Genomic DNA, 13,207 nt, shown 5'->3' with positions numbered 1-13,207 from the left:
CGATCCGCGGGGCGCGGTCAGCCGCCAGCGCCCGCGTAGGCGCTGTCGCTGCCCACCAGGGCGTGGTGCAGTGGCGCGTTCCACTGGCCACGGTCGATGTCGTAGGCGCCGAAGCTGCCCTCGAATTCCCAATACGCCCAGGCGAAATGCCGCTTCTCCGCGGCGTTGACCACGGCCACCGTCCAGGCCAGGCGGTCGTCCGCCGGCGCCTGCTCGTAAGTGCCGAACTCGCCCAGCAGTACCGGCCGGTGATGCGCCTGCGCCCAGGCCGCGATGCGGTCGAACTCGTGGTAGAGCTTGGCCCGGTCGGCCGCGCTGCCCCAGCGCACGCCGGTGTGGTCGCGGATGTCCGCCGGCGCCCACGACGCGCCCTGGTGGGTGAAACGGAACGGGTTGTAGTAGTGCACGGTGACCAGAAGATGCGGGTCGTCATCGGGCAGGCTCAGACGGTCCAGCGCCGTGTAGGCGTTGCTGCTGGCCGGGCCGATCACCACCGTGCGCGTCGGGTTGTCGCGGCGGATGATGCCCAGCGCATCGCGCAGTAGCGCGTTCCACGCCTCGCTGGTCATCTGGCCGTTGGGCTCGTTGAGGATCTCGAACAGCACCGAGGACGGCGCCTGGCGGTAGCGCGGGGCGACCTGGCTCCAGAACGCCAGCAGCCTGGCCCGGCACACGGCCGCGTCGGCGGCGCAGGGGTGGAAGTCGTGTTCGTCCAGGATCACGTTGAGGCCCGCCGCCGTGGCCTGCGCGACCACCGCGTCCAGCGTCCGCAGCCAGGCCGGGTCCAGGCGGTTGTCCGCGTCCATGTGGGCGAAGGCCTGCAGATTGACCCGTACCGTGCGGAAGCCGCCGTCGCGGATCGTGCGGTACAGCGGCGGGCGAAAGCGCGCCTGGGCCGGATCGTTCCACATCGGGTCGTAGCCGAGGATGTTGACCCCGCGCCCGAGCTGGGCGAAGGCCTCGTCCGCCCGCGCACGTGGCGCCGGCAGCGCCACGCACAGCAACGCCAGCAGCATCGGAATGGCAAGGCGCATCACGGTCTCGCAGGGCAGGGGAGCGAGACGCAGGCACTCCAGCGTGGCGGCGTCCCGGCCACGATCATCGCGCGACCGACACCGCCAAAAGCGAACGCGACCTTACCGCCCACAAGACCGATGGCAGTCTCGCCCCGCCGGGCCAACACTGCGATCCGAATCCCGAATCCCGAATCCCGAATCCCGAATCCCGAATCCCGAATCCCGAATCCCGAAGGGCTCAGCGCGTCCCGTACAGCACGACGGTCTTGCCACGGGCATGCAGCAGGCCGTCGGCCTGCAGCTTCTTCAGCACCCGGCCGGCCATCTCGCGCGAGCAGCCGACCAGGCGCGCCAGCTCCTGGCGGGAGACGCGCAGCTGGGTGCCCTGCGGATGGCTCATGGCCTCCGGCTCGTGGGCCAGGTCGTGCAGGGTGCGGATGATGCGGTCGGTCACATCCAGGAAGGCCAGTCGGCTGGCCTTGCGGCTGGTGTCCAGCAGGCGCCGCGAGAGCTGGGTGCCTATGGCGAACAGCAGCTTGGCCGCGTCCGAGGCCAGCTGGCCACCGAACAGCTGGTGCAGCCGCTCATAGCTGATCTCGGCCAGTTCGCACTGCGTGCGGGTGCGCAGCACCACCTCGCGCTTGTCCGACTCGATGAACAGGCCCATCTCGCCGACGAACTCGCCGGGGCCGAAATAGCCCAGCACCAGCTCGCGGTCCTCGTCCTCCTCGGCCAGGATGCTGACCGAGCCGCTGACCACGTAATACAGTGTCCCGGCCGGGTCGCCGGGGCGGAAGACGTCGGCCCGGGCGGGATAGCGGCGGCGGTGGCTGTTGGACAGGAACGACTCGATGGTCGTCAGATCCGGGGTCAGCGCGCCGGCCGGTGAACGGGTCAGGCTCGGTGGAAGACCAGCTTTCATGTCGGCTCTTGGACTCAAGCGAATGTCGGCGAGCTTAGTCTGAATGCCGCGCCCACGGCAATCCGCGGTGCGGTGTCATTTCACCGTCAGGGCATTTGCCCCATAATTCGCCCCTTCACCCGTTTCCTTCACAGGTCCCACTGCCGTGGTCAAACCACTGCCGCGTCTGAGGCTGCAGGGCTTCAACAACCTCACCAAGGCGCTGAGCTTCAACATCTACGACGTCTGCTATGCCGTGTCCGAGGACGAGCGCCAGCGCTACATCGAGTACATCGATGAAGAGTACAACGCCGACCGCCTGACCCAGATCCTGACGGATGTGGCCGAGATCATCGGCGCCAACATCCTCAACGTCGCGCGCCAGGACTACGACCCGCAGGGGGCGTCGGTCACCATCCTCATTTCCGAGGAACCGGTGATCGACAAGAAGCAGGCTGGCAAGGAAGTGATCTCCGACGCGGTGGTCGCGCACCTGGACAAGAGCCACATCACCGTCCACACCTATCCGGAAACGCATCCGCAGGCCGGCATCGCGACCTTCCGCGCGGACATCGACGTGGCCACCTGCGGCGTGATCTCGCCGCTGAAGGCGTTGAACTACCTGATCGAGTCGTTCGAGTCGGACATCGTGATCATGGACTACCGCGTCCGTGGCTTCACCCGCGACATCAAGGGCAAGAAGCACTACATCGATCACAAGATCAACTCGATCCAGGACTTCATGGCCAAGAACATCAAGTCGCGCTACGAGATGATCGACGTCAACGTCTACCAGGAAAACATCTTCCACACCAAGATGCACCTGACCGACTTCGACCTGGACCAGTACCTGTTCGAGGAGAAGGCGCGCAATCTCTCGTTCAAGGAGCGCATGAAGATCGAGAGCCTGCTCAAGCGCGAGATCGAGGAACTCTTCCACGGCCGCAACCTGGCCGAATGAGGCGCGGGTCAGGTCCGGTTGCACGGGCCTGACGTAAAGTCCTGAACTCAAGGCGGGACGACCCGCCCGCGGCCCTCCAGGCCGCGCCGCAGGATGACCGACGACGGTCCGGGCTCGCGCCCGGGCCGTTTCGTTTTTTACGGCCCTGCGCGCCTCACACCGTAGTTGGATGCAAAGGAGAACCCGCCATGTCCTGGGTCTATCTGCTGGCCGCCGGCCTGCTGGAAATCTGCTTCGCCATGGGCCTGAAATACACCGAAGGCTTCACCCGGCTGTGGCCGAGCGTGGGCACGATGCTGGCCGCTGGCGCCAGCCTTTGGCTGATGACCCAGGCGATGAAGGGCATCCCGGTCGGCACGGCCTACGCGGTGTGGACCGGCATCGGCGCCACCGGCGTGGCGGTGGCGGGCATGCTGCTGTTCGCGGAATCGGCCTCGCCGGCGCGGCTGGCCTGCATCGGCCTGATCGTGGCCGGCGTCGTCGGCCTGAAGCTGGCGTCCTAACCGGGCCTGCGAGGCAGCGCGCTGGGTGGTGGGAGCCGCCACGGCGGCGAATGGCTTTCCCGGTAACGCCTCATCGCCGCCATGGCGGCTCCCACGGAGCTGCTTCGCTGTCTGCGAGGCGGCAGCCGGATCGGCTCGCTGCCGCTCTTGCCTCAAAAGCTCCGGGGCTGCACCCAGGCAGCGGCTGCGCCCATGACGGGCGGTGAGCGCCTGGCGCCCGGCTGTGTTCGCTCAGAGCCGGTAAGCCACCGTCTTCATCACCTGCGAGGCGAACTGCATCACGGCGGGGATCGGGAAGGGCAGGACCCGGGCGCCGGCACCCTCGGCCTGGTCGGCGTGGCGCGCCTCGTCGGCCTTCATCACCCGCAGCACATCGCGGCTGCGCAGGTCGGCCGGCGGCAGGATGTCCAGGTGCTCGTCCAGGTGCGCCTCGACCTGGCGCTCGGTCTCGACCACGAAGCCCAGGTTCCAGCCGTCGCCGCGCAGCCCCGCCAGCGCGCCGATGGCGTAGCTGCCCGAGTACCACAGCGGATTGAGCAGGCTGGGCCGGCTGTCCAGTTCGCGCAGGCGCCGCGCGCACCAGGCCAGGTGGTCGGTCTCCTCCTGCGCGGCCTCGCGCAGGTGGGCGCGGGTGGCCGGGTCGCGCGCCACGGCGGCCTGGCCCGAGTACAGGGCCTGCGCGCAGACCTCGCCGACATGGTTGATGCGCATCAGCCCGGCGGCGTGGCGGCGCTCGGCCGGGTCCAGGGCGATCTCGGGCGTCTCGGCCGCGGGATAGGCGCGCTGGGCCGATGGGCTGCCCAGCGTGGTCTCCAGCGCGCGCTGGGCTTCGTCCAGCACACGGTCCAGCGGCGAATACAGGCGGGTGGGGGTCATGGCGGGGCGAGTCGGTCCGGAAGCGCCGCGGCAGGCGGCCGTGGAGGACATGTTCCCCCTCACCGGGCCCGGATGCCAACCGCTGCGGGCCGCCACTTGCAATGCCTGGCCTGCGTCCGTACAATCTCGCGCCTTCCGTTTCACCCTTCACAACGCGTGGCAAAGTTCCGCGCCTGGCTGCCGCCGGCCGCGCAATCCGCCCGACCAAACACAAGAGCTTCTTCCATGAGCACGTTCACCGCAAAGAACGAGACCGTCCAGCGCGACTGGTACCTCGTCGACGCCTCCGGCAAAACGCTGGGCCGTCTGTCCTCCGAGCTGGCCCGCCGCCTGCGTGGCAAGCACAAGCCGGTCTACACCCCGCACGTCGACACTGGCGACTACCTGGTGGTCATCAACGCCGAGAAGATCGCCGTCACCGGCAAGAAGCTCACCGACAAGAAGTACCACCGCTTCACCGGCTACATCGGCAACCTGAAGACCGAGACCCTGCAGCAGGCGCTGGAGCGTCATCCGGAACGCGTGATCGAGACCGCCGTCAAGGGCATGCTGCCGAAGGGCCCGCTGGGCCGCGCCATGTACCGCAAGCTGAAGGTCTACGCCGGTTCCAACCATCCGCACGCCGCACAGCAGCCGCAGGTCCTGGACATCTAATCATGGCTATCACTCAGAACTACGGCACCGGCCGTCGCAAGTCCTCCACCGCCCGCGTGTTCCTGCGCAAGGGCTCGGGCAAGATCACCGTCAACGACCGTCCGCTGGACGAGTTCTTCGGCCGTGAGACCGCGCGCATGATCGTGCGCCAGCCGCTGGAGCTGACCAAGAACACCGAGAGCTTCGACATCGTCGTGACCGCCGCCGGCGGTGGCACCACCGGCCAGGCCGGCGCGATCCGCCTGGGCATCGCCCGCGCGCTGGTCGAGTACGACGAGACCCTGAAGTCCGAGCTGCGCAAGGCCGGTTTCATGACCCGCGATGCGCGCGAAGTCGAGCGCAAGAAGGTCGGCCTGCACAAGGCGCGTCGCGCCACGCAGTTCTCCAAGCGCTGATCGTTTTACGCTTTACCCTGGGCGGCGTGGTTCGTATACTTCGCCGCCCAGCTGCACCATAGCCCCGTCGCCAAGCGGTAAGGCACCTGACTCTGACTCAGGCATTCGGAGGTTCGAATCCTTCCGGGGCTGCCATCTTCAAGAAGAACCCGCCTTCATGGCGGGTTTTTTCTTGCCTGCGATCCGCCGCCGGGCGACGGATGGCGCCCGTGCCCCGCACTCGTTCGCATTGCGCCGACGCGAGGGCCGGTGCGCGGCCGGCGTGTAGAATTTCCGGCTGTTCGCGGCCGCCTGCGCCGCCGCTTCCCCTTACGGCGCCCGCCATGCGTGTTTCCCCGAATCCTCCCCTGACCCCGGCCGCCGAGGCGCTCGAGCGCATGCGCCTGGACGGCTACGCCGTGCTGGACCGTGCGGCGGTGGGCACCGTCACCGGCTGCGATGAAGCGGCGCTGGCCGCGCTCGCGCCCGGCTGGGAGGACCTGGCGGTGGACACCTACCTCCGCGATGGCGGCCGCTATCGCCGCCGCCGCCACGCCTGCTTCGTGCAGGAAGGCGAGACGCTGACGCTGGCGCCGCACCGCGCGCACTGGCAGTCGGAGGACTACAACGCCCTGCATGGCGGCATGCACCGCTGGTTCGAGCCGGTCGATCCGCGGACTCTGGCGCTGCCGGCGTGGTCGCGGCTGATCGCAGGCTTCGGCCGGCTGTTCGCCCAACTGCGCGGGCAGTCGCGCTGGTTCATCGAGGCGCACCAGTTCCGCATCGACACCACTGACGGCATCGGCCGGCCCACGCCCGAGGGCGCGCATCGCGACGGTGTGGACTTCGTGGTCGTGCTGCTGGTGGACCGGGTGGACATCAAGGGCGGCGAGACGCGGGTGTTCGAGGCCGAGGGCACGCACGGCCAGCGCTTCACCCTGGCCCAGCCCTGGTCTGCGCTGCTGCTGGACGATGCGCGGGTGATCCACGAGTCCACCCCGATCCAGCCGCTCGGCGAGGCCGGACACCGCGACACGCTGGTGCTGACCTACCGCGCCGGCGCGTTCCAGGGCGAGGACTGAGCGCGCCTGCGGCCTGACTGGTTACAATCGCAACAATCTCATTGCGGCAGCCGCGGAGGGCGGGGATGAAGCTGGGTTCGTTGAAGGAAGGCGGCCGCGATGGCACGCTGATCGTGGTCTCGCGTGACCTGTCGCGCGCGGTGCGCGCCGTCGGCATCGCCCCGACGCTGCAGCGTGCGCTGGAGGACTGGTCGACGCTTGCCCCGCGCCTGCGGGCGCTGGCGCAGGCGCTGGAAACGGACCAGGCCGACGGCGCGTTCGCGCTGGACATGGCCGCGCTGGCCGCGCCGCTGCCGCGCGCCTATGAATTCCTCGACGGCAGCGCCTACCTGGCCCATGTCGAGCGCGTGCGCCAGGCGCGCGGCGCGCAGGTGCCGGAGAGCTTCTACACCGATCCGCTGATGTACCAGGCCACCAGTGCCGGCTTTCTTGGTCCGCATGAGCCGATCCGCGTGGCCAGCGAGGACTTCGGCATCGACCTGGAGGCCGAAGTGGTGGTGGTCACCGACGACGTGCCCATGGGCGTGGACGCGGCCCGCGCCGGCGAGCACATCCAGCTGGTCGGCCTGGTCAACGATGTGTCCCTGCGCAACCTGATCCCGGCCGAACTGGCCAAGGGCTTCGGCTTTCTGCAGTCCAAGCCGCGCTCGGCGCTCTCGCCGGTGCTGGTCACCCCCGACGAACTGGGCGAGGCCTGGGCCGGGCGCAAGCTGCACCTGGCCATGCGCACCCAGCTCAACGGCGCCTGGTTCGGCGAGCCCGAGGCCGGGGTGGACATGCAGTTCGACTTCGCCCAGCTGATCGCGCACGCCGCGCGGACCCGGCCGCTGGTGGCCGGCACGCTGGTCGGCTCGGGCACCATCGCCAACCACGACATCGGCAAGGGCGCGTCGTGCCTGGCCGAGCAGCGCGTGGTGGAAGCCCTGCGCGACGGGCAGGCGAGCACGCCGTTCCTGGCGTTCGGCGATACGGTGCGCATCGAGATGATCGGGCGCGACGGCGCCTCGGTCTTCGGCGCGATCGAGCAACGGGTCGAACGCCAGGCCTAGGGCCCGGCTCCATCACCGCACCCGGGGGCGGCCCCTGGGGTTGGCGCGCAAAGCCCCGCTGCGGGGCGCGGGCTGGCCCTGGCGGCTGTTGCCGGCTCGACGCGGCCCGCCCGGAGGGCGCCCCCCGCGCGGGCATTCGGCGTCCACGCGCGCGACAATGGAAGGTTCCGGCCACCATGGGGGAGGCCGGCTGCGAAACAGAGTGAGGTTCTGCGCGTGTCGGATCGTCTGCGGCTGTATTCCTACTGGCGCTCCAGCGCCGCCTACCGGGTCCGCATCGGACTGAACCTCAAGGGCCTGCCCTACGACCTGGAGCCGGTGCACCTGGTGCGCGACGGCGGCCAGCAGCACCAGCCCGACTACGCGCGGCTCAACCCGCAGCACCTGGTACCCACGCTGATGCACGGCAAGCGGGTGCTGCGCCAGTCGCTGGCGATCCTGGAGTACCTGGACGAAAGCTGGCCGGAGCGGCCACTGATGCCGTCCAGCGCCCGCGATCGCGCCCGCGTGCGGGCGTTGGCGCAGCTGGTGGCCTGCGACATCCACCCCCTGGGCAACCTGCGCGTGCTGCGCTTCTTCGACGAGGAATGGCGCGTGCCACCGGTCGAGCGCGAGGCCTGGGTGCGGCACTGGGTGAGCGAGGGGTTGCAGGCGATGGAGACCCTGCTGGCCGACGACCTGGTCACCGGCACCTACTGCCACGGCGAGGCGCCCGGCCTGGCCGACTGCTGCCTGATCCCGCAGCTGTACAACGCGCGCCGCTTCGGGGTGGACCTGTCGCCCTATCCGGTCATCGCCCGCATCGAGCAGGCCTGCCTGGCGCTGCCGGCCTTCATCCACGCCAGCCCCGAGCGCCAGCCCGACGCGCCCGGGCCGGCGCCGCTGGAGGCCTGAGCCTGCGGATGCCTGAAAGATCTGGCGTGGGAGCCGCCATGGCGGCGATGGGGCTCTACCGGTAAAGCCCTGTCGCCGCCATGGCGGCTCCCACACTTGGCCGTGCCAGGCCTCAGCCGAAGCCGTGCGTGATCGTCGAGGACGAGCTGCTTTCGTAGAGGTCGGCGTAGGGGTCGTGCTCGCCCGAAGCGCCCTCGGACAGGCGGAACTTCAGCGCCAGGCCATCGCGCGAATCGGCGGCACGCAGCGCCTCCTCCTGGCTGATCTTGCCTTCCTTGGCCATGCGGAACAGGCACTGGTCGAAGGACTCCATGCCTTCCTCCAGCGACTCCTCCATGGCCTGCTTGATCTCATGGATCTGGCCGCGGCGCAGCAGGTCGCGGATCACCGGGGTGTTGAGCAGGACCTCGGCGGCCGGAAGCCGGCGCCCGTCCACGCCCTTGACCAGGCGCTGGGAGACCACGGCGCGCAGGTTGAGCGCCAGGTTCATCAGCACGTTCTTGTGCGCGGTCTCGGGGAAGAAGTTGAGGATGCGCTCGATGGTCTGGTCGGCGTTGTTGGAGTGCAGCGTGGCCAGGCACAGGTGGCCGGTCTCGGCGAAGGCGATGGCCGCCTCCATGGTGGTCGCATCCAGGATCTCGCCGATCAGGATCACGTCCGGCGCCTCGCGCATGGCGTTCTTCAGCGCGTTGTGGAAGGCGTGGGTGTCCAGGCCGACCTCACGCTGGTTGACGATGGACTGCTTGTGCCGGTGCAGGTATTCGATCGGATCCTCGATGGTGAGGATGTGCCCGGTGGTGCTGGAGTTGCGGTAGTCGATCATCGAGGCCAGCGAGGTCGACTTGCCCGAGCCGGTCGAGCCGACCAGCAGCACCAGCCCACGCGGGGTCATGATGATGTCCTTGAGCACCTCCGGCAGCTGCAGCTCCTCGATCGAGGGGATCTTGCTGCGGATGGCGCGGATGACCATGCCCACCTCGCCGCGCTGCTTGAATACATTGACGCGGAAGCGCCCGGCCTCGGCCAGGGCCACGGCCATGTTGAGCTCCAGGTCGCGCTCGAACTGCGGCACCTGGCCCTCGTCCATCAGCGAATAGGCGATTTTCTTGACCATGCCCGGCGGCAGGCCGGTGTTGCCAAGGGGGTAGAGCCTGCCTTCGATCTTGATGTAGACGGGCGCGCCGGTGGTCAGGAACATGTCCGACGCGTTCTTTTCCGTCATCAGCTTGAGGAAATAGCCGATGTCCATTGATGAGTCCCCGCTGGCTTGGCGCCTGCACGTCCATTGCAAGTGCGCTATGTGCTTGACGACAATGGCCGCGGATTTCCCCTAGAACGCCGCGGCCATCAAGATGATTCGTAGCTTCGCACAATTCTCCAGGCGGCTGTGCGTGACCGGCTTGGCCTTCCTCGCACTCGGCGGCGCCGCGCAGGCGCAGGACGTGGGCGTGGCCGAACTGGCCGCCGCCCAGGCCGCGGTGCAGCGCGCCAGCGACGCCGATGCCGACCAGTACGCGCCCGACCTGATCCAGGCCGCGCGCGACAAGATCTCCCAGGCACAGGCCCTGGGTGAATCGCGCAGCGGCCGCAAGCAGGTCCCGCTGCTGGCCCAGCAGGCGCAGGCCGACGCCGACCTGGCGCGGGCCCGCAGCGCCCAGGCCGCCGTCCAGGCGCGCCTGGCGCAGGAGCAGTCCGAGATCGATCGCCTGCAGAAGGTGCTGGCCGCCCCGCCGCCGGCCCCGCCCGCGCCGCCCCCGGCGCCGCTGCCGCCGCTGCCGCCGCAGGACGCACTGCCCACGCTTCCCTCCGCCGCGCCGGGAGGCACGCCATGAACCGCTCCCTGTCCCGCAGCCTGCTGCTTGCCCTGGCGCTGGGCCTGGCGGCGCCGGCGCTGGCCGCCGACGACGAGGTCGTGGCCCAGCTCAACGGCCGCCTGAACGCGCTGGACGCCAACCCGGACCTGCGCGAGCAGGGCGCTTACGAGCGCCTGCAGGCGGTCCAGGCCATCGCCCGCTACGCCGATTCCAAGCGCAGCGAGCGCGATGCGCTGCTGTACATCGCCCAGCGCCGGGTGGAGATCGCCGAAGTGGCCGCGCAAAACGGCGCCATCGGCCGCCAGGTCGACACCCTGGACCGCACCCGCAACGACCTGCTGCTGGAGGCCAGCCGCCGCGAGACCGCCCGCGCCCGGCAGGAGGCCGAGCGCCTGCGCGTGCAGCAGCAGATCCAGGCCGAGGAAGCCGAGCGCGTGCGCCAGCAGGCCGAGGCCGAGGCGGCCGCACAGGCCGAACAGGTGCAGGAGGTGATCTCCACCGCCACCTCCGCCCAGCAGGCCAAGCTGGTCGCGGCCCGGCAGAAGGACGCCGCGCTGGCCCGCCAGGAGGCCGAACTGGTCTCCGGCGCCAAGCTGCCCAAGTCCAGCTTCGGTGCCGACGGGGCGGAGACCTTCGTACTGCCGCCGACCATGTTCCAGGACGGCAAGGCGACCCTGTCGGCGGCCGGCAAGTCCGCCGTACAGGCGCTGGCGGCCTACATGGACGCCACCAAGGGCACCAAGCTGCGCGTGGTGGGCTATGGCGACAAGCAGCTTGGCGCGGGCCGTTCGGCGGCCCTGCGGACGGCCCTGATCGCGGCCGGCGTGGCCAAGGCCCGGGTCACCGACGGCGGCGGCAAGGGGGCCAGCAAGACGCAGGCCGCCGCGGCCATCGTCGCGCCGTGATTCCCATTAAAAATCAGTCATTTATATGAATCTGCGGTTCCGGTCCCGGTTGTCCGGGCGGTGGTCTTCGCCAAGCCGACCTGGACCTGTCTGCATCCGCCGAGCGGTGCTTGTCGCCCCCGGAAGGCAGGAGTAGGGTCGTATCCCCAGGGGGCCGCTGAAGACCTCCTGGATTGACGGAGACGCCGCGCCGATGAAGCCGATGCCCGACCCAATCCAGACCGCTGTGCACGCCCCGTCCGGGCGTTGGTGCATCGATCCGCGCTTCCTCCACGCCACGCCCTGCGCCGTCCCCCGGCCGGGGCGTTCGTATTTCCGCTGAAGGAGAATGCCCATGTTTGAAGAGCAGCCGCAGTCCGAAATCGAGGCCCTGATCAAGATCGATCCCGAGTTCAAGGAGCTCTACGAGCGCCACCGCAAGCTCAACAAGAAGGTCATGGACGCCGAGCTGGGTGTGTTGCCCATCGACGACGTCACCCTGGGCCAGATGAAGCGCGAGAAGCTCCTGGCCAAGCAGCGCCTCCAGCGCAAGTACGAATCCGCCCCCCACTGACGCGAGTTCGCAGTCGCGGGTGCCGGTGACTTCCTCGTCGGACGCCGGCACCCGCGCAATTTGTAGCCCCCGCGGCGGCCCTGGTGGCCGCCGCTTCCGTTTCCGCCCTTGGGCACGACCGGAACTGAACGGCCCGTTGCGGTGGCGATGCCATAATCGCCTGCCCCTCATCACGAGCGTCGCGCCCGCATGGCGATCCATTCCTCGGTCCTCGAACTGATCGGCCGCACCCCCATCGTCAAGGCCCAGCACCTGGACACCGGTGTGTGCGAGCTGTACCTGAAGCTTGAGAGCGCCAACCCCGGCGGCTCGATCAAGGACCGCATCGGCCTGTCGATGATCGGCGCGGCCGAGGCGCGCGGCGACCTCAAGCCGGGCGCGACCCTGGTCGAGGGCACCGCGGGCAATACCGGCCTGGGCCTGGCGCTGGTGGCCCAGCAGAAGGGCTACCGCCTGATCCTGGTGGTGCCGGACAAGATGAGCCGGGAGAAGATCTTCAACCTCAAGGCCATGGGCGCCGAGGTGGTGCTGACCCGCTCGGACGTGGCCAAGGGGCATCCGGAGTACTACCAGGACCTGGCCGCGCGCATCGCCAGCGAGACCCCGGGCGCCTACTTCATCAACCAGTTCGGCAACCCGGACAACCCGGCCGCGCATGAGTTCGGTACCGGCCCGGAGATCCTGGAGCAGATGGACGGCCGGCTGGATGCGATCGTGTTCGGCTGCGGCAGCTCGGGCACGATGACCGGCCTGTCGCGCGCCTTCGCCAAGGCCTCGCCGGACACCGAACTGGTGCTGGCCGACCCGGTCGGCTCGATCCTGACCGAGTACATCAACGAAGGCACGCTGAGCGAGAAGTCCGGCAGCTGGCTGGTGGAAGGCATCGGCGAGGACTTCCTGCCCGGCATCTCCGATTTCAGCCGGGTCAAGAAGGCCTATGCGATCCCGGACAAGGAGAGCTTCCTGACCGCGCGCGAGCTGCTGGCCAAGGAAGGGATCCTGGGCGGTTCCTCGACCGGCACGCTGCTGGCCGCCGCGCTGCGCTACTGCCGCGAGCAGACCACGCCCAAGCGCGTGCTGGTGTTCGTCTGCGACACCGGCAACAAGTACCTGTCCAAGATGTACAACGACTACTGGATGCTGGACAACGGCTTCATCGAACGCCCCCAGCACGGCGACCTGCGTGACCTGATCCTGCGCCCGTACAGCCAGAAGGACACGGTGGTGGTCGCCCCCACCGACCTGCTGACCACCGCCTACCAGCGCATGAAGCTCTACGACGTCTCGCAGCTGCCGGTGATGGAGGGCGAGAAGCTGGTCGGCATCATCGACGAGTCCGACGTGCTGCTGCACGTGTATGGCGACGAAGCGCGCTTCGGCGACCCGGTCGCCACCGCGATGGTCAGCAAACTGGAGCGGCTGGACGTGGCCTCGCCGATCGAGGCGCTGCTGCCGGTGTTCGATCGCGGCCAGGTGGCGATCGTGATGCAGGGCGAGCAGTTCCTGGGGCTCATCACCCGCATCGACCTGCTCAACTATCTGCGCCGGCGCGTGCAGTGAACGGCGCCGCGTTCAGCCTGTCGTTCATGAATGCGTCGCGCCCCCGTGCGTGACGGCACTGCTAG

General features: G+C 69.0%; 15 protein-coding genes and 1 tRNA gene. 12 read left to right on the top strand and 4 right to left on the bottom strand.

Features of this window, described 5'->3' with window-relative positions; genetic code table 11:
- Positions 1-17 precede the first annotated feature (17 nt).
- Entirely contained in the window at positions 18-1,034 is a 1,017-nt protein-coding gene (locus LAJ50_RS17270) for a glycoside hydrolase family 5 protein (protein ID WP_224096360.1), read from the bottom strand.
- Positions 1,035-1,254: 220 nt separating this feature from the next.
- Positions 1,255-1,938: a cAMP-activated global transcriptional regulator CRP gene (gene crp / locus LAJ50_RS17265; RefSeq protein WP_130533874.1), complete on the bottom strand. Its 684-nt coding sequence runs from the start codon at positions 1,936-1,938 to the stop codon at positions 1,255-1,257.
- A 145-nt stretch (positions 1,939-2,083) separates the two neighbouring features.
- Between crp and speD the strand changes: the two genes are divergently transcribed.
- Positions 2,084-2,878: an adenosylmethionine decarboxylase gene (gene speD / locus LAJ50_RS17260; RefSeq protein WP_130515225.1), complete on the top strand. Its 795-nt coding sequence runs from the start codon at positions 2,084-2,086 to the stop codon at positions 2,876-2,878.
- Positions 2,879-3,066: 188 nt separating this feature from the next.
- Complete coding sequence (sugE, locus tag LAJ50_RS17255) at positions 3,067-3,381, top strand: quaternary ammonium compound efflux SMR transporter SugE (protein WP_138653652.1); 315 nt, start codon at positions 3,067-3,069, stop codon at positions 3,379-3,381.
- Positions 3,382-3,612: 231 nt separating this feature from the next.
- On the opposite strand, the gene coq7 is transcribed toward sugE, so the two are convergent.
- Positions 3,613-4,257 carry a 2-polyprenyl-3-methyl-6-methoxy-1,4-benzoquinone monooxygenase gene (gene coq7 / locus LAJ50_RS17250; protein WP_138653654.1) on the bottom strand — a complete coding sequence of 215 codons (645 nt, stop codon included), beginning with the start codon at positions 4,255-4,257 and terminating at the stop codon, positions 3,613-3,615.
- 225 nt (positions 4,258-4,482) lie between these two features.
- Here coq7 and rplM point away from each other — a divergent pair, with 225 nt between their 5' ends.
- From rplM to maiA, 6 genes are all read left to right on the top strand, one after another.
- Positions 4,483-4,911: a 50S ribosomal protein L13 gene (rplM, locus tag LAJ50_RS17245; protein WP_130523739.1), complete on the top strand. Its 429-nt coding sequence runs from the start codon at positions 4,483-4,485 to the stop codon at positions 4,909-4,911.
- 2 nt (positions 4,912-4,913) lie between these two features.
- Positions 4,914-5,306, top strand: a complete 393-nt coding sequence (gene rpsI / locus LAJ50_RS17240) for a 30S ribosomal protein S9 (protein ID WP_130515233.1) — start codon at positions 4,914-4,916, stop codon at positions 5,304-5,306.
- A gap of 60 nt (positions 5,307-5,366) precedes the next feature.
- Positions 5,367-5,441, top strand: a tRNA-Gln gene (locus tag LAJ50_RS17235).
- Positions 5,442-5,629: 188 nt separating this feature from the next.
- Positions 5,630-6,367, top strand: a complete 738-nt coding sequence (locus tag LAJ50_RS17230) for a 2OG-Fe dioxygenase family protein (RefSeq protein ID WP_205961535.1) — start codon at positions 5,630-5,632, stop codon at positions 6,365-6,367.
- A gap of 65 nt (positions 6,368-6,432) precedes the next feature.
- On the top strand, positions 6,433-7,416 hold the full coding sequence (locus LAJ50_RS17225) for a fumarylacetoacetate hydrolase family protein (protein WP_138653656.1): 984 nt from the start codon (positions 6,433-6,435) through the stop codon (positions 7,414-7,416).
- 216 nt (positions 7,417-7,632) lie between these two features.
- On the top strand, positions 7,633-8,310 hold the full coding sequence (maiA, locus tag LAJ50_RS17220; protein ID WP_130533876.1) for a maleylacetoacetate isomerase: 678 nt from the start codon (positions 7,633-7,635) through the stop codon (positions 8,308-8,310).
- A gap of 112 nt (positions 8,311-8,422) precedes the next feature.
- Here the strand turns inward: maiA and LAJ50_RS17215 are convergent, their stop codons facing one another.
- Entirely contained in the window at positions 8,423-9,559 is a 1,137-nt protein-coding gene (locus LAJ50_RS17215) for a PilT/PilU family type 4a pilus ATPase (protein ID WP_130533877.1), read from the bottom strand.
- 142 nt (positions 9,560-9,701) lie between these two features.
- Here LAJ50_RS17215 and LAJ50_RS17210 point away from each other — a divergent pair, with 142 nt between their 5' ends.
- The 4 genes from LAJ50_RS17210 to LAJ50_RS17195 all read left to right on the top strand — a co-directional run bounded on the left by LAJ50_RS17210 (position 9,702) and on the right by LAJ50_RS17195 (position 13,142).
- Positions 9,702-10,142: a DUF4398 domain-containing protein gene (locus tag LAJ50_RS17210; protein ID WP_224096359.1), complete on the top strand. Its 441-nt coding sequence runs from the start codon at positions 9,702-9,704 to the stop codon at positions 10,140-10,142.
- Positions 10,139-11,029, top strand: a complete 891-nt coding sequence (locus tag LAJ50_RS17205; RefSeq protein WP_138653424.1) for a hypothetical protein — start codon at positions 10,139-10,141, stop codon at positions 11,027-11,029. The genes LAJ50_RS17210 and LAJ50_RS17205 overlap by 4 nt, the downstream gene beginning before the upstream one ends.
- A 334-nt stretch (positions 11,030-11,363) precedes the next feature.
- On the top strand, positions 11,364-11,582 hold the full coding sequence (locus LAJ50_RS17200) for a YdcH family protein (RefSeq protein ID WP_138653422.1): 219 nt from the start codon (positions 11,364-11,366) through the stop codon (positions 11,580-11,582).
- 189 nt (positions 11,583-11,771) lie between these two features.
- A complete protein-coding gene (locus LAJ50_RS17195) occupies positions 11,772-13,142 on the top strand; it encodes a pyridoxal-phosphate dependent enzyme (RefSeq protein ID WP_138653420.1) in 1,371 nt (456 codons plus the stop codon).
- Positions 13,143-13,207: the final 65 nt, after the last annotated feature.

Origin of the sequence: Pseudoxanthomonas sp. X-1 (genome assembly GCF_020042665.1) — a bacterium.
Classification (GTDB): domain Bacteria; phylum Pseudomonadota; class Gammaproteobacteria; order Xanthomonadales; family Xanthomonadaceae; genus Pseudoxanthomonas_A; species Pseudoxanthomonas_A spadix_A.
This window is presented reverse-complemented; position numbering and strand designations above follow the sequence as displayed.

Excerpts from the sequence above, each read along its gene's own strand:
- rplM (WP_130523739.1), top strand. The coding sequence starts at position 4,483 with ATGAGCACGTTCACCGCAAAGAACGAGACCGTCCAGCGCGACTGGTAC.
- LAJ50_RS17225 (WP_138653656.1), top strand. The coding sequence starts at position 6,433 with ATGAAGCTGGGTTCGTTGAAGGAAGGCGGCCGCGATGGCACGCTGATC.
- LAJ50_RS17270 (WP_224096360.1), bottom strand. The coding sequence starts at position 1,034 with ATGCGCCTTGCCATTCCGATGCTGCTGGCGTTGCTGTGCGTGGCGCTG.
- LAJ50_RS17230 (WP_205961535.1), top strand. The coding sequence starts at position 5,630 with ATGCGTGTTTCCCCGAATCCTCCCCTGACCCCGGCCGCCGAGGCGCTC.
- LAJ50_RS17215 (WP_130533877.1), bottom strand. The coding sequence starts at position 9,559 with ATGGACATCGGCTATTTCCTCAAGCTGATGACGGAAAAGAACGCGTCG.
- rpsI (WP_130515233.1), top strand. The coding sequence starts at position 4,914 with ATGGCTATCACTCAGAACTACGGCACCGGCCGTCGCAAGTCCTCCACC.
- sugE (WP_138653652.1), top strand. The coding sequence starts at position 3,067 with ATGTCCTGGGTCTATCTGCTGGCCGCCGGCCTGCTGGAAATCTGCTTC.
- LAJ50_RS17200 (WP_138653422.1), top strand. The coding sequence starts at position 11,364 with ATGTTTGAAGAGCAGCCGCAGTCCGAAATCGAGGCCCTGATCAAGATC.
- LAJ50_RS17205 (WP_138653424.1), top strand. The coding sequence starts at position 10,139 with ATGAACCGCTCCCTGTCCCGCAGCCTGCTGCTTGCCCTGGCGCTGGGC.
- coq7 (WP_138653654.1), bottom strand. The coding sequence starts at position 4,257 with ATGACCCCCACCCGCCTGTATTCGCCGCTGGACCGTGTGCTGGACGAA.
- LAJ50_RS17195 (WP_138653420.1), top strand. The coding sequence starts at position 11,772 with ATGGCGATCCATTCCTCGGTCCTCGAACTGATCGGCCGCACCCCCATC.
- crp (WP_130533874.1), bottom strand. The coding sequence starts at position 1,938 with ATGAAAGCTGGTCTTCCACCGAGCCTGACCCGTTCACCGGCCGGCGCG.